Genomic DNA, 15,543 nt, shown 5'->3' with positions numbered 1-15,543 from the left:
TCAAATTGTTTGTATAGGTATTGCCCTGCGGTTGCGCCGGTTACCGCCAGCCCATTCGCCACTCGCTGTCGTTTTGGAGGGTTTGCCAGCTCAATCGCTGGCAGCGTCGGGTGAGCACCGCTTGCAGTTCGATGTCCAGCACGGTGCCTTCTTCATCGCAGAAGAGTTCGGTGACCAGAAAGTGCTTTTCGCGGCGCTGCGGATGGGCTGCCGTCCATTTCGACAGCAGCAGTTTGCGTGGGTTGAGTCGATTCACTGCAGGCTCTCGTGCAGCCGGCGTGCGGCCTCCTGGCCACTGAGCCAGGCGCCTTCGACCCGACCGGAGAGGCACCAGTCGCCGCATGCATACAGCCCCAGGTCGGCGTCGGCCAGGGCGCCCCATTCATGGCTGGTGGCCGGGCGGGCGTAGAGCCAGCGATGGGCCAGGCTGAAGGTCGGGGCGGGCATGACGCTGTGCAGCAGCTCGGCGAAGGCCCCGTGCAATTGTTCGGTCACGGCCTCCTTGGAGAGGTCGATGTGCTGCCGACTCCAGGTGCTGGTGGCATGCAGGATCCAGGTGTCGAGGTGGCTATCGCGTCCAGGCTTGCTGCGGTTGCGGGCCAGCCAGTCCAGTGGACTGTCCTGGACGAAGCAGCCCTCCATCGGGGTTTCCAGTGGGGTATCGAAAGCCAGGGCCACGGCCCAGGTGGGGTCCATTTTCACCCCGGCGGCCACCCCGGCGAGCTTCGGCGCGGCGGCCAGCAAAGCGGTGGCTTGCGGCGCCGGCGTGGCAATCACCACATGGCTGAAGGGGCCGTGGGTAAAGCCTTCGGCGTCCTGCAGGTGCCAGTGCTGTTCGCCACGGAAGACCTCGGTGATGCGGCAGGCGAAGTGCACTTCGAGGTCGCCGATCAGGGCGCGGGTGATGGCGCTCATGCGTGGCGTGCCGACCCAGCGGGTCTGCTCATCGGGGGAGGGGCTGAGCTGGCCGCCGTGGGAGTTGTAGAGTTGCGGTGCCCATTCGGCGACCCAGCCCTTGGCTTGCCAGCGCTGGACTTCGGTGACGAAACGACGGTCCCGGGCGGTAAAGTACTGGGCCCCCAGATCCAGGCTGCCGGCATCGCTGCGCTTGCTCGACATGCGTCCACCGCTGCCGCGGCTTTTGTCGAAGAGTTGGATGCTGTGCCCGGCATCTCGAAGTGCCTGGGCGGCGGAGAGTCCGGCGATGCCGGTACCAATGATTGCGATGGGTACTGTCATAGGGGCCTCGTTTACCAGTCTGTACAGATTACGCCGCTACTAAAACCTGTACAATATTGTTTTTTGGTATAGCTTTCGGCGTCATCGGTTGTGCAGGTTGTCTATCGTTAAGTCACAGCCTGTCCGATTGAAAAGATCCCTGCTTATAAAAATAGACTAGTGATTCGGGTAAAACGCCACGCGAGGAAGATGTCATGCATATATTGCTGACCGGCGGTACTGGTTTGATCGGGCGTGCGCTGTGTCGTTACTGGCAGGCCCAGGGTCACCAATTGAGTGTATGGACGCGCCATCCCGAAAAAGTGGCCGCTCTGTGCGGCCCTCAAGTGCGGGCCATCAGAACTTTGCAAGAGCTGGACCAGGCGCCGCTGGATGCGGTGATCAACCTGGCCGGCGCCCCGATCGCCGATCGGCCCTGGACCCATAAGCGCAAGGCGCTGCTGTGGGGCAGCCGTATTGCCCTCACCGAAACCCTGCTGGCCTGGCTCGAAAGTCGCCAGAGCAAGCCCAAGGTCCTGGTTTCGGGATCGGCGGTGGGCTGGTACGGCGACGCAGGGGAGCGGGAACTGAGCGAGGATTCGCCGCCGATCAATGAAGACTTTGCCAGCCAGCTGTGCATTGCCTGGGAAGAAACGGCCCAGCGTGCCGAAGCCATGGGGGTGCGTGTGGTGCTGGTGCGCACCGGTTTGGTGCTGTCTGCCGAGGGCGGCTTTTTGTCGCGCCTGCTGCTGCCATTCAAGCTGGGACTGGGTGGTCCTATCGGTAGCGGCCGGCAGTGGATGCCGTGGATTCATATCGACGACCAAATTGCCCTGATTGATTTTCTTGTGCATCAGGATGAGGCACGGGGTCCTTATAATGCCTGCGCGCCGAAGCCGGTGCGCAACCGCGAATTCGCCAAGAGCCTGGGGCGGGTGCTGCACCGTCCGGCGCTGATGCCGCTGCCGGCCTTTGTCTTGCGCCTGGCCCTGGGTGAGTTGTCGTTGCTGTTGCTGGGTGGCCAGCGTGCCGTTCCCGCGCGTTTGCTGGAGGCGGGATTCACTTTCCAGTTCACTGATTTGTCCGCGGCCCTGGACGATATTGCCAGCCGCCTTTGAAATAGGACGTTGCATGACCGATCACGCGTTGCTCCTGGTCAATCTCGGTTCGCCGGCCTCCACTTCGGTGGCGGATGTGCGCCGCTACCTCAACCAGTTCCTCATGGACCCCTATGTCATCGACCTGCCCTGGCCGGTGCGGCGGTTATTGGTGTCGCTGATCCTGATCAAGCGCCCGGAGCAGTCGGCCCATGCCTACGCCTCGATCTGGTGGGAGGACGGTTCGCCGCTGGTGGTGCTCAGCCGCCGCTTGCAGCAGGTGATGAGCGAGCAGTGGAAGCAGGGCCCGGTAGAGCTGGCGATGCGTTACGGCGAGCCTTCGATCGAGTCGGCGCTGCTCAAGCTGGTGGCCCAGGGACAGAAGAAAATCACCCTGGCTCCGCTTTATCCACAGTTCGCCGACAGCACCGTGACCACGGTGATCGAGGAGGCCCGGCGCGTGGTGCGCGAGCGCAAGCTGGATGTGCAATTGAGCGTGCTGCAGCCGTTCTACGATCAGCCTGAGTACATCGAGGCCCTGGCGGCCAGTGCCAGACCCTACCTGGCCCAGGAGCATGATCATCTGCTGCTGAGCTTCCACGGTCTGCCGGAGCGGCACCTGACCAAGCTCGACCCTACCGGTCAGCATTGCTTCAAGGATGCCGACTGTTGCCGCAACGCTTCTCCCGCGGTGTTGGCCACCTGTTACCGCGCCCAGTGCCTGCGAACGGCATCGGCCCTGGCCGAGCACCTGGGGCTGGCGGATGGCACATGGTCGGTGTCCTTTCAGTCGCGCTTGGGCCGGGCCAAATGGATCGAGCCCTACACCGAGACGCGCCTTGATGAGCTGGCCAAGCAGGGCGTGAAGAAGCTGATGGTGATGTGCCCGGCGTTTGTCGCCGATTGCATCGAGACGCTGGAGGAGATCGGTGATCGCGGGCGCGAGCAGTTCCGTGAGGCGGGGGGCGAGGATCTGCTGTTGATCCCGTGCCTGAATGACGACCCGCAATGGGCGCAGGCCTTGAACACCTTGTGCGCCAGGGCGCCGTTGGCGTTGTAAACAGCTTCGCCGGCAAGCCGGCTCCTGCGAGGGGGCGGCTTGCCGGCGAAGGTTCTTCAGATCAAGGGCTCGTCGGCCTTCTTGTTCTTCCAGCCGTCATTACCCGGCAGCACCAGGTTCAGCACGATGGCGACGATGGCGCACAGGGCGATGCCCTTGAGGCCGAAGTCGTCCGGACCGGTGCCGGTTCCCACCAGCACGCCGCCAATCCCGAACACCAGGGTGACCGAGACGATCACCAGGTTGCGGGCTTCGCCCAGGTCGATCTTGTGGCGGATCAGGGTATTCATGCCCACCGCGGCAATCGAACCGAACAGCAGGCAGAGAATCCCGCCCATCACTGGCACCGGAATGCTTTGCAGCAGGGCGCCGAACTTGCCGATAAAGGCCAGGGAGATGGCGAAGACCGCCGCCCAGGTCATGATTTTCGGGTTGTAGTTCTTGGTCAGCATCACTGCGCCGGTGACTTCGGCGTAGGTGGTGTTGGGCGGGCCGCCGAACAGGCCGGCTGCGGTGGTGGCGATGCCGTCACCGAACAGGGTGCGATGCAGGCCGGGCTTCTTCAGGTAGTCGCGACCGGTGACGCTGCCCACGGCAATGACTCCGCCGATGTGCTCGATGGCCGGAGCCAGGGCCACAGGGACAATGAACAGGATCGCCTGCCAGTTGAACTCCGGTGCGGTGAAGTGTGGCAGTGCCAGCCAGGGGGCGGCGGCGATCTTCGCGGTGTCCACCACGCCGAAGTAGAAGGACAGGGCAAAGCCCACCAGCACCCCGGAAATGATCGGCACCAGGCGGAAGATGCCTTTGCCGAACACCGCCACGATCAACGTGGTGAGCAGCGCCGGCATGGAGATCATCATGGCCGTCTGGTAATGGATCAGCTCGCTGCCGTCACCGGCCTTGCCCATGGCCATGTTGGCGGCGATGGGGGCCATGGCCAGGCCGATGGAAATGATCACCGGGCCAATGACCACCGGCGGCAGCAGACGGTCGATGAAACCGGTGCCCTTGATCTTCACCGCCAGGCCGAGAAAGGTGTAGACGAAGCCTGCCGCCATCACGCCGCCCATGGTCGCCGCCAGGCCGAACTGGCCCTTGGCAAGAATGATCGGGGTGATGAAGGCAAAGCTCGACGCCAGGAACACCGGCACCTGGCGCCCGGTTACCAGCTGGAACAACAGAGTCCCGAGACCCGCCGTGAACAGCGCCACGTTCGGGTCAAGACCGGTAATCAGCGGCATCAACACCAGGGCGCCAAAGGCCACGAAGAGCATCTGTGCGCCAGACAGCACCTGGCGCCAGAGCGGATCGTTGAACTCGTCCTGCATGATCAGGAGTCCTTCTGCTTGGTGCCGAAGATCTTGTCACCGGCATCACCCAGGCCAGGAATGATGTAGCCATGTTCGTTGAGCTTCTGATCGATGGACGCGGTGTAGATGGTCACGTCCGGGTGGGCCTGTTCCACGGCGGCGATGCCTTCGGGAGCAGCCACCAGGACCATGGCGCGGATGTCGCGGCAACCGGCCTTTTTCAGCAGGTCGATGGTGGCGACCATGGAGCTGCCGGTGGCCAGCATCGGGTCGATGATCATCGCCAGGCGCTCGTCGATCTCCGGTACCAGTTTTTCCAGGTAGGTGTGGGCCTGCAGGGTTTCCTCGTTGCGGGCCACGCCCACGGCGCTGACCTTGGCGCCCGGGATCAGGCTCAGTACGCCTTCGAGCATGCCGATACCGGCGCGCAGGATCGGCACCACGGTAATCTTCTTGCCGGCGATTTTCTCGACCTGGACAGGGCCGCACCAGCCCGGGATTTCATAGCTTTCCAGGGGCAGGTCTTTGGTGGCTTCGTACGTCAGCAGGGCACCGACTTCCTGAGCGAGCTCGCGAAAGTTCTTCGTGCTAATGTCTGCGCGGCGCATAAGGCCAAGTTTGTGTCGGATCAGCGGATGGCGGATCTCACGGATGGGCATAGGGAAAGGCTCCGGCGGCGGGCAAAAAAAACGGCCTAGATTAATCTATCCGGGGTGGTTGTCCTATAGACATAAAGTACGTTAGTCCAGAAACGCTTGATCTGATCGGGCCGGATGCGTACCTTTGCCCGCTTTTCCGAAACTGCCACCCCCTTGGAGAGCGCCATGTCCGCTGATCTCGAGCATATCCGTCAAATCATGCGCGAGGCTGACTGCCTGTACACCGAAGCTGAAGTCGAGGCGGCCATCGCCCGTGTCGGTGCACAAATCACTGAAGAACTGGCTGAGCGCAATCCGGTGGTGTTCTGCGTCATGAACGGCGGCCTGATCTTCGCCGGCAAACTGCTGACCCACTTGCAGTTCCCCCTGGAAGCCTCCTACCTGCACGCCACGCGCTATCGCAACGAAACCAGCGGTGGCGAGCTGTTCTGGAAGTCCAAGCCGGAAGTCTCCTTTATTGACCGCGACGTGCTGATCATCGATGACATTCTCGATGAGGGGCACACCCTGGGCGCCATCATCGACTTCTGCAAACACGCCGGCGCCCGTGCCGTGCACACGGCAGTGCTGATCGACAAGGAACACGATCGCAAGGCCCGTCCGGACCTCAAGGCCGATTACATGGGCCTGCCTTGCGTCGACCGTTACGTTTTCGGCTACGGCATGGACTACAAGGGCTACTGGCGTAACGCCGCCGGCATCTATGCCGTGAAGGGGATGTAAGACATGACCGTGCCGAGCTTTCTCGATCAAGCCTTGTTCAGCGACCTGGCTGAGAAGGCGGCGGCCAATCCCCGTGGTCGTCAGCACCACAACTTCCACGCCATGGAAGAGCCTTGCCATCGCATGGCGGTGGCGCTGCAACCCTCGACCTATGTTCCCCCGCACCGGCACCTGAGCGCCGACAAGGCCGAGACCCTGTTGGTGCTCAAGGGGCGGTTGGGCGTGCTGATCTTCGATGAGGCGGGCCAGGTCCAGGGCAAGCGCGTCTTGCAGGCCGGTGGTGACTGCATCGGTGTCGATCTGCCGGCCGGGGTGTTCCATGGCCTGGTGGTGCTTGAAGCCGACAGCCTGATGTTCGAATGCAAGGCCGGTCCTTATCGTCCGGTGAGTGACGGCGAGCTGGCTGCTTGGGCGCCCCGGGAAGGTGAGCCCGGGGTCGCCGAATACCAGGCCTGGATGCGTGCTCAGTTCGACTGAGGGTCTGTGCGTAACCTGAGCTTACGATCGCAGGTGGTGAAGATCTGCGGCAAAAACCCGTGCTAGAGTGCTCAGCCCTTGATTGGAGCCTGTCATGAGCCTGTTGATTCGCACTAGCGCGGCCCTTCTTCTGAGCTTGAGCCTGCCCCTGGCAGCTGCCCCGGCGCCCCTGCATGGGCAATTCCTGCCGCCTGATGACCTGACTCTGCGCGACTCGGTTCCTGAACAGCAGCAGCTGTTGCAGGTCACCGAGTACTCGGTGGTGATCGGCAGCCAGCGTCAATCCAATCAGCAGCCGATTCCGGTGACCTCGCCGGTGTGGGTGCGGCTCAAGGGCAAGCCGTTGAACAAGGGCGCCACCATCAGCCAGGTGCTGGTGAATTTCGACGGTGAGAGCAAAAGCCTGAAAAAGCCCCAGTACGACGCCAAGGCCAGGACCCTGACGCTCTATTACCCCCTGGCTCAGTACCGGGCGGTGATGGACCTGTTGCGTAACGACACCGTGTATTGTCAATTCCTCAGCTACGCCAATGGCCATATCTGGGCCGACTTGCACACCGGCAGCGTGCGTCCGCGTTGAGGCCCGAGGCAGGCTGAGGGTAAACTGCCGGCCCCGTGTAATGTCTGCGAGCTGGAGTCGGCGATGCGTAAAGATAAGAAACAAGTGATTGGTGACGAGATCAGCGACGAGCAGATCAAATTGTTCCTCGATTTCGAGCCGGTCGACGCCACTTCGCCGTCCCTGCACAAGCTGATCAAGGCCTATCGTGGTCTGCGCATCGACGACTTCGAGCGCTTCCTGGTCTTCTTCCTCGAAGCCGGCCTGGACCTGGACGGCAAGGATGAGCACGGCCAGACCTTCGTTGACCTGATCAAGGATCAGCGCAACGCCGCCGACTACATCGAGCTGATGAACAACGCCCGCGGCTGAGTCGTTCAAAACGCATAAAAAAACGCCCCGACCTGCACAGGACGGGCGTTTTTTATGGGCGGCGGATCAGGCGCAGCTTTCGGTTTCCTTGCTTGGCTCGACCAGCTCCAGGCTCAGGTTATTTTCGCTGTTGATCTTGTGATACAGCGCTGCGTCGGTTTCCAGGGCCTTCTCCCGTGCCGGGAAAATTTCCTTGAGCTTGGCGGCCCATTCGCCGCTGGCCTTGGCCGGGAAGCAGCGTTCGATCAGTTCCAGCATGATCGACACGGTCACCGATGCACCCGGAGAGGCGCCGAGCAGGGCGGCCAGAGAGCCGTCCTTGGCCGCCACCAGCTCGGTGCCGAACTGCAGGATGCCGCCTTTCTTCGGGTCTTTCTTGATGATCTGTACCCGTTGCCCGGCCACTTCCAGGCGCCAGTCTTCGGCCTTGGCCTGTGGATAGAAGCGGCGCAGGGACTCCAGGCGCTGTTCCATGGACTGCATGACTTCGCTGACCAGGTACTTGGTCAGGTCCATGTTGTCCCGGGCCACGGCCAGCATTGGGCCGATGTTGCCGGCGCGAACCGACATTGGCAGGTCGAGAAACGAGCCGTGCTTGAGGAACTTGGTGGTGAAGCCGGCATAAGGTCCGAACAGCAGGGACTTCTTGCCGTCGACCACGCGGGTGTCCAGGTGCGGCACCGACATCGGCGGCGAACCCACCGCGGCCTGGCTGTAGACCTTGGCCTGGTGCTGCTTGACCACTTCCGGGTTGTCGCAACGCAGCCATTGGCCGCTCACCGGGAAGCCGCCGAAGCCCTTGCTTTCTTCAATGCCGGAAGCCTGCAGCAGCGGCAGCGCCGCGCCGCCGGCGCCGAGGAACACGAACTTGGCGTCGACTTCGCGGCTGTTGCCGCTGTTGACGTCCTTGATGCTCACGGTCCAGCCGTTGTCCTTATTGCGCTTGAGGCCGGTCACGCGCTTGCAGTACTTGACCTGGGCATCGGGTGCGCTGGTCAGGTGCTTGAGCAACTGGTTGGTCAGAGCGCCGAAGTTGACGTCGGTGCCGTTGATCACCCGGGTCGCGGCGATGGTTTCGTCCGCCGGGCGGCCCGGCATCATCAGTGGCATCCACTCGGCCATCTTGGCCTTGTCTTCGGTGTATTCCATGTCCGCGAAAGCGTGGTGCTGGCTCAGCACTTCAAACCGCTTCTTGAGGAAGGACACACCCTTGTCGCCCTGCACGAAGCTCAGGTGCGGCACCGGGCTGATGAAGGACTTGGACGAACCGAAGGTGCCTTTCTTGGTCAGGTAGGACCAGAACTGTTTCGACACTTCGAACTGGGTATTGATGTGCACGGCTTTCTTGATGTCGATGCTGCCATCGGCGGCCTGTGGCGTGTAGTTCAGCTCACAGAGGCCGGCGTGGCCGGTACCGGCGTTGTTCCACGGGTTGGAACTCTCCGCGGCACCCGAATCCATCAGCTCGACGACTTCCAGCTTGATCGCGGGGTCGAGCTCCTTGAGCAGTACAGCGAGGGTGGCACTCATGATGCCGGCCCCAACCAATACGACGTCTACTGCTTCGTTATGCGCCATTAACGCGTCTCCAAAATCTGCAGCACCAAATTGACGGCATGGCTGCCAGGAGTGACGGGGCGGTTCACGTAATGCCCCAGGTTACCCATGGCCAGGATCGCCATGTCCGAATCTTCGCAATTCTTTGCAACTACTGCGGACGCTGCCAACCGGGCCTCAAGGTGCATATGAACGCATCTCGGGGCGCTTCGGGCAATTCGACTTATGGTCGATACATCCGCTCGTGCAACCAAATCCGTCAGCGGACAGGCTTCAAGCACCAGTTCTTGAGGAGTGCTCGGTCCTGTGTAATCGGGCTGTTGTAGAGGCCAATGGTGCCAGTTCAGACGCAAAACTATTCATTTGCTCGCCACACTCTTGTGAAGTTGTGAAAACCCGTTTTTTCACGCTCTTTTGAAGACGTGAACCTCAAAAAAGGGCTGCCTCGGCCTGGCACCTGGCCCGAGCGGTGTTGCCGGCATGCAATGCACGCGGGCACAACGGGCAAAATTCAGTGGCCGAGCAATGGCAGCTCTGCAGATTCGCGAAAAGTGGAGGTTTGCAAGGTGGTACAGCAAGCACGCCAGCTTCACTCGATCTGTGTGGGCGGCTCTCTGTGGGCGGTGCGGGGTGCCAATGCAGTGGCGTTGGCGGTACTGCGAGGCCCGATCAGGAGACGTCCTTATAATCGGGGGGAGATTGTAACGAAGAAATGCGCAGAAATGATCCTGTTTCGTGACTTTTATTAGGCTGTTGGTCAGGTGGCCAGTATCGGTTGCACCACAGGGCCGCTGCTGCGTGGGCTGATCCAAGCGCTGGCGGGCAATGGCTGGTGCAACCAGTTCAGGCGAACCTCCCGGATTTCCACCCAGCCGTCGCCCACCGGGGCGGCGAGACAATGCTTGAAGGCCTGGCAGCGTCCCTGGCTGTCCAGCAAGGCGAAGCTGCGAAATGACTGACGCGGGGCGAACAGGGAGCGGAGGAAGTTCATGACCAGGCACCTGATTGTGTCATTGACGATAAGAATGACCTTGAACCGTTACATGATGATGTATCGCGGGTGAAAGGCAGGTTACAGGAACCCGCTTGTACGGCACCTGTCTGAGTCTTGACTAACTCGTGCCCGACGCTGGTTCGTCGCGGTTGTGCACCGCTATACTGCGGGCCTGTTTGTGCCTGATTCCTGGAGAGATGAGCATGTTGCAACGCCTGTTGTTCGGTTTGATCACTGTGACCAGCCTGTCGCTGGTGGGTTGCGCCCACAGCCCGCAACAACTGAGCCCGGAGCCGAAGCTCACCACTCAGCTGGCGCCTGTCGGCCATGGTCAGCCGGTGGTGGTGAAGGTGGTGGATGGACGTCCGTCGCCGACCCTGGGCACCCGTGGCGGCCTGTATCCGGAAACCAGCGCCATTACCGTGCAGAGCGCGCAGATCCTGCCGAAGCTGCAGGCCCAGGCCGAAGCGGCGGTGCGCCTGCTGGGCTTCACCCCGACGGCTGGAGGCAGCAACGCCCCGCAATTGACCGTGACCCTGGCCGAGCTCAAGTACCAGTCGCCTAAAGAAGGCCTGTACGTGACCGAGGCCACCATTGGCGCGACCTTCCGATCCGATGTGCAAAACGCCAACCGCCGCTACAGCGGTCGCTATGGCGCGTCCCTGGACCAGCGTTTCGGCATGGCGCCGAACCAGGACACCAACACCAAGCTGGTGGGCGATGTGTTGAGCGATGCGCTGACCCGCCTGTTCAAGGACCCGACCATCGGTCAGATCCTCGGCGAATAAGGCGCTGCAACGGACCTGGATCCGTTGCCGGCCCAGTCGACAGAAGCCCGGTTGCCCCTTCAGGCCGCCGGGCTTTTTGTTGGTCGTGTCTCAGGCCGCTTCGACGTAGAAGTCCAACATGCTGATGCCGGTCAGCAGGTCGGTTTCCGGGAGATCCGCGTGCTGATGGCCGCCCAGTGCGCAATACACCAGCCAGTGCCGGTCCTGAACATTGAAGGCCAGGGCGCCCACCAGCGCCTGCTGTTCTTCGCTGGGGGTGATCAGGTAGAGGCGATCCTGGTTTTCTGCGTGCAGCATGACAAGCTCCGTGGGTTTCGAGGGGCGACAGACTGGCTTGTTTGGATGACGAAAAGATGACGCTTTAAATTAATTGCCCCGTGCCTCGTTACTGGTCGGAAAGCCCCCCGCGATTCGACGGCGATTGAGTAGAATCTGCGCGCGGGTGCACTCGGCGACCCGAATGCGGTTTTCCTTCGAGGTTCATGATGTCGCTGCAACTGATCTGGTCGATGTTCAACGCCCACCCCGCCAAATTGATCAACCTGCTGGCCCTGTTGTTCGCCTGTCCGGGCAGCTGGCTGTTGCATGCCACCCGCCGCCGCGAACAGCGGGCCCTGGCCAACCTGGCCACCCAGAGTGAAGACCGGGCCGTGGATCAGCCGCTGCTGATGCTGGATCCCGCCACTGTGCGCATCAATCGCTTCTTCTATCGTTTCGGTTTCGCCTGCCTGGGGCTGGCGCTGCTGGTGTCCTGGATCAGCACGCGTTTCTGATCCGGCACCAAGCTGCAGAGACGACAACGGCGCCCATGGGCGCCGTTGTGCGTTGCGGGGCCGCGCTTACAGCGCCAGGCCGGCCTTGACACGGTACTGGTTGCGTACCGGGTTGGCGTATTGCAGCACCAGATAAGGGCGGTGCTCCGGCGGACAGGCATCCAGTCGGCGTTGCCATTCTGCCTCGGCCTTGGCCAGTTCCTGCGCCGGGAACACTTCGGCGGCGGCCGGAACCTGCAGTTGCGGGTCGGCGTCGCTCCACTGGGCGTAAGCCAGGTAGTGCACCGGGAACAGGCGGTAGCCGCCGAGAATCTGCCGGTCCATTTCCATCGCCAGTTGCTTGGTGTCTTCGAACAGGGCGCTGATGGGAGCGGCGAAGTTCACGTGGACCCGGCCCTTGTAGCCGGTGATGCCCTTGGCGATGCTCACGTCGTCCTCGCCCGGGGCCTTGGTGTAGCTGCCGGTGGTGGCGCGGATATACAGCTCGCGAGCCTTGGCCTGGTCGCAAGGGTCGTATTCGTAGCTGATGGACACCGGGGTCAGGTTCAGCGAGCGGATCACCTCGCCAAACGGCTCGTCCTTGCGGCTCATGTGGAACATCTTGAGGATGGCCGACTCGGTGCGGTCGTCGCCATCCTTGGCCCGGCCTTCGGCCTGGGCGATCCAGATCGACTGGCCGTCGTTGCGGATCGAGTGGTTGATATAGGCCGAGAGCAATTGGTAGGCCGCGAGTTTTTCCCGACGACCGCTGATGGAGCGGTGCACGATGAAACTCTTGTTCAGGCGCATCAGGTCGCTGACAAACGGCTTCTGCAGCAGGTTGTCGCCAATGGCGATGCGTGGCGTCGGCAGGCCGGCGTGATACACCGCGTAGTTGACGAAGGCCGGGTCCATGACGATGTCGCGATGGTTGGCCAGGAATACATAGGCGGTGCCCGACTTGAACTGCTCGACGCCGGTGTAGGTCACGCCGTCGGTGGCGCGTTCGATGGTGTGGTCGACGTAGAACTCGACCTTGTCCTGCAACGTGGCCACCGAAGTGACTCCGGCGAACTCGCGGCGCAGGCGATGGGCGATCAGGGGTTTTAGCAGCCAGCCGAACGTGTTGGCAAAACGCGGGAAGCGAAAGTGGGTGAGGATATCTAGAAACGCCTTGTCGCTGAGCAGCCGGGCCAGCACCGCTGGTACTTCGCTGTCGTGGTAAGGTCGGATGGCATCGAATTCGCCCATCATGCTCTCTTGTTAGAAACGGCTAGGGTAAGTAAAGGTTCGGATCGAAAAAAAGCGGGCACGGTCTGAAAATGCGGTTCAGACAAAAAAGCCCTGCAAATAGACCGGCGATTATACGCATAAGTCACTCTGGAGACGGCGATGCTGGAAACCGACCATTATCAGTGCCCTTACTGTGGCGAACAGGCGGAAGCGGTTCTGGACCTGTCCGCTGGCGACCAGACCTACATTGAAGACTGCCCGGTATGCTGCCGGCCGATAGTCTTCACGCTGCAGACCGATGGCCATGAATGGATGCTCGACGTTCACAGTGAAAACGACTGACGGGGAGAGGCTCTCATGCAGCGCATCTACGAGCCGGAAAACCTGATGGAAGGCGAGTTGCTCCAGTGCATGCTGGCCAGCGAGGGCATCGAGTCCCACCTCCAGGGGCGCGACCTGCTCGGCGGGGCCGGGGAGCTGCCGTTGTTCGGGTTGCTGGGGCTGTCGGTGCACGACCATCAGGCGCAGCAGGCACGCGCCCTGATCGCTGCGTACAATGCGGCCCTGCCATTGCCCTTTGACGAACCGGACAGCTTCGCCGGGGTGCTGGTCTGTTAGGCTGAGCGCCGATTTGCCGAGAGTTGTATTGCCCCATGTGTGGACGTTATGCCCTGTTTCGCTGGAACCCCGCCTTTGCCGCCTTGCCGGGATTTCCCGAGGATCAGCGCGCGCAGTGGAATATTTCGCCCAATGATTCGGTGCTGATCCAGCGCGCGGAAAACGGCCAGCGCACCCTGGCCCGGGCCCGTTGGGGGCTGACCCCGGCGTGGCTCACCGATCTGTCGCGCACACCGGCCCATGCCCGGGCGGAAACCCTGGCCGAACAGCCGATGTTTCGCCAGGCATTTCGCGAGCGGCGTTGCCTGCTGCCGGCCAACGGTTTCTATGAGTGGCGTGGTGGCAGCCGCAAGCGGCCTTACTGGCTGACGCCGGGGGAGGGTTCGTCGATCTTCTTTGCGGCGATCTGGGAGGCCTACCCGGTGCAGGAGCAGGTCTGGTTGAGTACGGCGGTGGTGACCCAGGCCGCAGCCAATCTGCGCCGCCCGTTGATCCTCGATGCCGCCGGCCAGGACGCCTGGCTCGATCCAGAGACTCCGTTGCACGTGCTGCAAGCCTTGCTTGCCAGCCCGCCCGCGGCCTTGCGCGAGCGGGTCCTGGCCAATCTGGTCAACGATCCCAAGCTCAACGGCCCCGAGTGCCTGACGCCGGCCTGACGGACCGGCCACGGGCACTGATTGCACAAGCGAACCGTAGGCGCGGGCTAGCCCGCGAAGAGGCCCTTTTGAGAGCGTCTTCGCCGAGCAGCCGGCTCCTACGCGGGGAGGCAGGTCGCCTGCTTACACCTTGAACTGATTGATCAGGCGGCGTTGCTGTTCCGCCAGCTTGGTCAGCCCGGCGCTGGCCGCACTGGACTCGTCGGCGCCGCCGGCCACTTCGTTGGCCACCTGGCCGATGTTGATCACGTTGCGGTTGATGTCTTCGGCCACGGCGCTCTGCTCCTCGGCGGCGCTGGCGATCTGGGTGTTCATGTCGTTGATCACCGACACGGCCTGGGTGATGGTTTCCAGGGCCTGGGCGGCCTTGGCCGCATGCTCCACGCTCTGGTCGGTCTTGTGCTGGCTGTCTTCCATGACCCGCACCACTTCCCGGGTGCCCTGCTGCAGTTGCTGGATCATCGACTGGATTTCTTCCGTGGCCTGCTGGGTCTTCTGCGCCAGGTTGCGCACCTCGTCGGCGACCACGGCAAAGCCGCGCCCCTGTTCGCCGGCCCGGGCTGCCTCGATCGCCGCGTTGAGGGCCAGCAGGTTGGTCTGTTCGGCGATGCCGCGAATGGCGATCAGGATGGCGTTGATGTTCTCGCTGTCCTTGGCCAGGGTTTGCACCACGCCTACCGCGCGGCCGATCTCCTCGGCCAGGGCGCCAATGGCGCTGGAGGTGTCGCGCACGATCTGCATGCCCTGGCTGGCGGCCTGATCGGCATGGCTGGCGGCTTGTGCGGCCTGGGTCGCGTTGCGCGCCACATCCTGGGCGGTGGCGGTCATCTCATGCACCGCGGTGGCCACCTGATCGATTTCCACCATCTGTTTATGCACACCCTGGTTGGTGCGAATGGCGATGTCGGCGGTGTGCTCCGAGGAGTCGCTGACGCTCTGCACCGAGGTCACCACCTGGCTGATCATCGCCTGCAGCTTGGCCAGGAAGGTATTGAAGCCCTTGGCAATGGAGCCCAGTTCGTCGGCGCGGTCGCTGGTCAGGCGCCGGGTCAGGTCGCCTTCGCCCTGGGCGATGTCGTCGAGCATGGCCACCATCTGCCGCAGTGGCCGGGCGATGCCATGGCCCACCAGCCAGATCACCAGCAGGCCGAGGCCGGCGATGAGCAGGCCGACCATGGCCATGCCGAACGTGTCGGCCTTGCGCTGTTCGGCCAGATCATTTTGCAGGGTGTTCAGATCGGCCATCACCGCCCCCAGGGGCAATTGCAGCATCAGGGTCCAGTTGGCGTCGGTCTGGCCGATGCCGAACGGCAGATACAGGGCAATCTTGCCGTTGGCCTGGTCGACGTTGTAGGTCACTTCGCCGCGCTTGAGGCTGGACAGCCTGGCCACCGCGTCTGCGGGCAGTACATCGCTGACCTTCTCGCCGAACTTGCTCGAATCCTTGGTGTAGGCCACCAGGCGACC

20 protein-coding genes and 1 pseudogene are annotated in these 15,543 nt (G+C 62.5%); 11 read left to right on the top strand and 10 right to left on the bottom strand.

Annotated elements, in window-relative coordinates; translation table 11 throughout:
• Positions 1–40: 40 nt before the first annotated feature.
• Together POS17_RS25180 and POS17_RS25175 are read right to left on the bottom strand one after the other, a co-directional pair.
• Positions 41–256 carry a TIGR02450 family Trp-rich protein gene (locus POS17_RS25180; protein ID WP_015636962.1) on the bottom strand — a complete coding sequence of 72 codons (216 nt, stop codon included), beginning with the start codon at positions 254–256 and terminating at the stop codon, positions 41–43.
• Positions 253–1,239, bottom strand: coding sequence for an NAD(P)/FAD-dependent oxidoreductase (locus POS17_RS25175; RefSeq protein WP_060841012.1), 987 nt, complete (start codon positions 1,237–1,239; stop codon positions 253–255). The genes POS17_RS25180 and POS17_RS25175 overlap by 4 nt, the downstream gene beginning before the upstream one ends.
• Before the next feature lie 194 nt (positions 1,240–1,433).
• Here POS17_RS25175 and POS17_RS25170 point away from each other — a divergent pair, with 194 nt between their 5' ends.
• Both POS17_RS25170 and hemH read left to right on the top strand, forming a co-directional pair.
• Complete coding sequence (locus POS17_RS25170) at positions 1,434–2,336, top strand: TIGR01777 family oxidoreductase (RefSeq protein WP_060841011.1); 903 nt, start codon at positions 1,434–1,436, stop codon at positions 2,334–2,336.
• A 13-nt stretch (positions 2,337–2,349) separates the two neighbouring features.
• The gene (gene hemH, locus POS17_RS25165) at positions 2,350–3,375 is read left to right on the top strand and encodes a ferrochelatase (protein WP_060841010.1); all 1,026 of its coding nucleotides are present in this window, start codon (positions 2,350–2,352) and stop codon (positions 3,373–3,375) included.
• A gap of 56 nt (positions 3,376–3,431) precedes the next feature.
• Here the strand turns inward: hemH and POS17_RS25160 are convergent, their stop codons facing one another.
• Positions 3,432–4,706: a uracil-xanthine permease family protein gene (locus tag POS17_RS25160; protein WP_060841009.1), complete on the bottom strand. Its 1,275-nt coding sequence runs from the start codon at positions 4,704–4,706 to the stop codon at positions 3,432–3,434.
• 2 nt (positions 4,707–4,708) lie between these two features.
• Complete coding sequence (gene upp, locus POS17_RS25155; protein ID WP_011063386.1) at positions 4,709–5,347, bottom strand: uracil phosphoribosyltransferase; 639 nt, start codon at positions 5,345–5,347, stop codon at positions 4,709–4,711.
• A gap of 165 nt (positions 5,348–5,512) precedes the next feature.
• Here upp and POS17_RS25150 point away from each other — a divergent pair, with 165 nt between their 5' ends.
• The 4 genes from POS17_RS25150 (at position 5,513) to POS17_RS25135 (ending at position 7,478) form a co-directional block, all read left to right on the top strand.
• Positions 5,513–6,070, top strand: coding sequence for a hypoxanthine-guanine phosphoribosyltransferase (locus POS17_RS25150; RefSeq protein ID WP_042941423.1), 558 nt, complete (start codon positions 5,513–5,515; stop codon positions 6,068–6,070).
• Positions 6,071–6,073: 3 nt separating this feature from the next.
• Positions 6,074–6,547, top strand: a complete 474-nt coding sequence (locus POS17_RS25145) for a WbuC family cupin fold metalloprotein (protein WP_060841008.1) — start codon at positions 6,074–6,076, stop codon at positions 6,545–6,547.
• A 94-nt stretch (positions 6,548–6,641) separates the two neighbouring features.
• Entirely contained in the window at positions 6,642–7,127 is a 486-nt protein-coding gene (locus POS17_RS25140; protein WP_060841007.1) for a hypothetical protein, read from the top strand.
• A 63-nt stretch (positions 7,128–7,190) separates the two neighbouring features.
• Positions 7,191–7,478 carry a PA4642 family protein gene (locus tag POS17_RS25135; protein ID WP_060841006.1) on the top strand — a complete coding sequence of 96 codons (288 nt, stop codon included), beginning with the start codon at positions 7,191–7,193 and terminating at the stop codon, positions 7,476–7,478.
• A 66-nt stretch (positions 7,479–7,544) separates the two neighbouring features.
• Here POS17_RS25135 and mqo read toward each other — a convergent pair whose 3' ends face one another.
• Entirely contained in the window at positions 7,545–9,056 is a 1,512-nt protein-coding gene (gene mqo, locus POS17_RS25130) for a malate dehydrogenase (quinone) (RefSeq protein WP_060841005.1), read from the bottom strand.
• A gap of 736 nt (positions 9,057–9,792) precedes the next feature.
• The gene (locus POS17_RS25125; RefSeq protein WP_060841004.1) at positions 9,793–10,026 is read right to left on the bottom strand and encodes a hypothetical protein; all 234 of its coding nucleotides are present in this window, start codon (positions 10,024–10,026) and stop codon (positions 9,793–9,795) included.
• A 206-nt stretch (positions 10,027–10,232) separates the two neighbouring features.
• On the opposite strand from POS17_RS25125, the gene POS17_RS25120 reads away from it, so the two are divergent.
• On the top strand, positions 10,233–10,817 hold the full coding sequence (locus POS17_RS25120; RefSeq protein ID WP_060841003.1) for a YajG family lipoprotein: 585 nt from the start codon (positions 10,233–10,235) through the stop codon (positions 10,815–10,817).
• Between the two features lie 90 nt (positions 10,818–10,907).
• Here POS17_RS25120 and POS17_RS25115 read toward each other — a convergent pair whose 3' ends face one another.
• The gene (locus POS17_RS25115) at positions 10,908–11,114 is read right to left on the bottom strand and encodes a hypothetical protein (RefSeq protein ID WP_016964398.1); all 207 of its coding nucleotides are present in this window, start codon (positions 11,112–11,114) and stop codon (positions 10,908–10,910) included.
• Between the two features lie 188 nt (positions 11,115–11,302).
• Here POS17_RS25115 and POS17_RS25110 point away from each other — a divergent pair, with 188 nt between their 5' ends.
• Positions 11,303–11,590: a hypothetical protein gene (locus tag POS17_RS25110; RefSeq protein WP_173655916.1), complete on the top strand. Its 288-nt coding sequence runs from the start codon at positions 11,303–11,305 to the stop codon at positions 11,588–11,590.
• Between the two features lie 66 nt (positions 11,591–11,656).
• On the opposite strand, the gene POS17_RS25105 is transcribed toward POS17_RS25110, so the two are convergent.
• Positions 11,657–12,823: a 1-acyl-sn-glycerol-3-phosphate acyltransferase gene (locus POS17_RS25105; protein WP_060841001.1), complete on the bottom strand. Its 1,167-nt coding sequence runs from the start codon at positions 12,821–12,823 to the stop codon at positions 11,657–11,659.
• A gap of 138 nt (positions 12,824–12,961) precedes the next feature.
• On the opposite strand from POS17_RS25105, the gene POS17_RS25100 reads away from it, so the two are divergent.
• The 3 genes from POS17_RS25100 to POS17_RS25090 are packed head-to-tail and all read left to right on the top strand — an operon-like array spanning position 12,962 to position 14,076.
• Entirely contained in the window at positions 12,962–13,144 is a 183-nt protein-coding gene (locus tag POS17_RS25100; protein ID WP_060841000.1) for a CPXCG motif-containing cysteine-rich protein, read from the top strand.
• Between the two features lie 15 nt (positions 13,145–13,159).
• Positions 13,160–13,420, top strand: a complete 261-nt coding sequence (locus POS17_RS25095; protein ID WP_060840999.1) for a putative signal transducing protein — start codon at positions 13,160–13,162, stop codon at positions 13,418–13,420.
• Positions 13,421–13,455: 35 nt separating this feature from the next.
• Positions 13,456–14,076, top strand: a complete 621-nt coding sequence (locus POS17_RS25090; RefSeq protein ID WP_060840998.1) for an SOS response-associated peptidase — start codon at positions 13,456–13,458, stop codon at positions 14,074–14,076.
• A gap of 123 nt (positions 14,077–14,199) precedes the next feature.
• On the opposite strand, the gene POS17_RS32845 is transcribed toward POS17_RS25090, so the two are convergent.
• Positions 14,200–14,943, bottom strand: coding sequence for a methyl-accepting chemotaxis protein (locus POS17_RS32845; protein ID WP_370059449.1), 744 nt, complete (start codon positions 14,941–14,943; stop codon positions 14,200–14,202).
• Positions 14,944–15,054: 111 nt separating this feature from the next.
• A pseudogene (locus POS17_RS32840) lies at positions 15,055–15,252 on the bottom strand (HAMP domain-containing protein); the annotation flags it as partial.
• Positions 15,253–15,543: the final 291 nt, after the last annotated feature.

The sequence above is a fragment of the Pseudomonas sp. Os17 genome (assembly GCF_001547895.1).
GTDB lineage: Bacteria > Pseudomonadota > Gammaproteobacteria > Pseudomonadales > Pseudomonadaceae > Aquipseudomonas.
Note: the sequence above shows the minus strand (reverse complement) of the source record. Positions and strands in the feature narration are given on the sequence as shown.

Bases quoted from the DNA above. Each gene is read 5' to 3' on its own strand.
- POS17_RS25105 (WP_060841001.1), bottom strand. From the start codon at position 12,823: ATGATGGGCGAATTCGATGCCATCCGACCTTACCACGACAGCGAAGTA.
- POS17_RS25160 (WP_060841009.1), bottom strand. From the start codon at position 4,706: ATGCAGGACGAGTTCAACGATCCGCTCTGGCGCCAGGTGCTGTCTGGC.
- POS17_RS25125 (WP_060841004.1), bottom strand. From the start codon at position 10,026: ATGAACTTCCTCCGCTCCCTGTTCGCCCCGCGTCAGTCATTTCGCAGC.
- upp (WP_011063386.1), bottom strand. From the start codon at position 5,347: ATGCCCATCCGTGAGATCCGCCATCCGCTGATCCGACACAAACTTGGC.
- POS17_RS32845 (WP_370059449.1), bottom strand. From the start codon at position 14,943: ATGGTGGAAATCGATCAGGTGGCCACCGCGGTGCATGAGATGACCGCC.
- POS17_RS25170 (WP_060841011.1), top strand. From the start codon at position 1,434: ATGCATATATTGCTGACCGGCGGTACTGGTTTGATCGGGCGTGCGCTG.
- POS17_RS25115 (WP_016964398.1), bottom strand. From the start codon at position 11,114: ATGCTGCACGCAGAAAACCAGGATCGCCTCTACCTGATCACCCCCAGC.
- POS17_RS25150 (WP_042941423.1), top strand. From the start codon at position 5,513: ATGTCCGCTGATCTCGAGCATATCCGTCAAATCATGCGCGAGGCTGAC.
- POS17_RS25145 (WP_060841008.1), top strand. From the start codon at position 6,074: ATGACCGTGCCGAGCTTTCTCGATCAAGCCTTGTTCAGCGACCTGGCT.
- POS17_RS25140 (WP_060841007.1), top strand. From the start codon at position 6,642: ATGAGCCTGTTGATTCGCACTAGCGCGGCCCTTCTTCTGAGCTTGAGC.
- POS17_RS25090 (WP_060840998.1), top strand. From the start codon at position 13,456: ATGTGTGGACGTTATGCCCTGTTTCGCTGGAACCCCGCCTTTGCCGCC.
- POS17_RS25095 (WP_060840999.1), top strand. From the start codon at position 13,160: ATGCAGCGCATCTACGAGCCGGAAAACCTGATGGAAGGCGAGTTGCTC.
- POS17_RS25100 (WP_060841000.1), top strand. From the start codon at position 12,962: ATGCTGGAAACCGACCATTATCAGTGCCCTTACTGTGGCGAACAGGCG.
- hemH (WP_060841010.1), top strand. From the start codon at position 2,350: ATGACCGATCACGCGTTGCTCCTGGTCAATCTCGGTTCGCCGGCCTCC.
- POS17_RS25175 (WP_060841012.1), bottom strand. From the start codon at position 1,239: ATGACAGTACCCATCGCAATCATTGGTACCGGCATCGCCGGACTCTCC.
- POS17_RS25135 (WP_060841006.1), top strand. From the start codon at position 7,191: ATGCGTAAAGATAAGAAACAAGTGATTGGTGACGAGATCAGCGACGAG.
- mqo (WP_060841005.1), bottom strand. From the start codon at position 9,056: ATGGCGCATAACGAAGCAGTAGACGTCGTATTGGTTGGGGCCGGCATC.
- POS17_RS25120 (WP_060841003.1), top strand. From the start codon at position 10,233: ATGTTGCAACGCCTGTTGTTCGGTTTGATCACTGTGACCAGCCTGTCG.
- POS17_RS25110 (WP_173655916.1), top strand. From the start codon at position 11,303: ATGTCGCTGCAACTGATCTGGTCGATGTTCAACGCCCACCCCGCCAAA.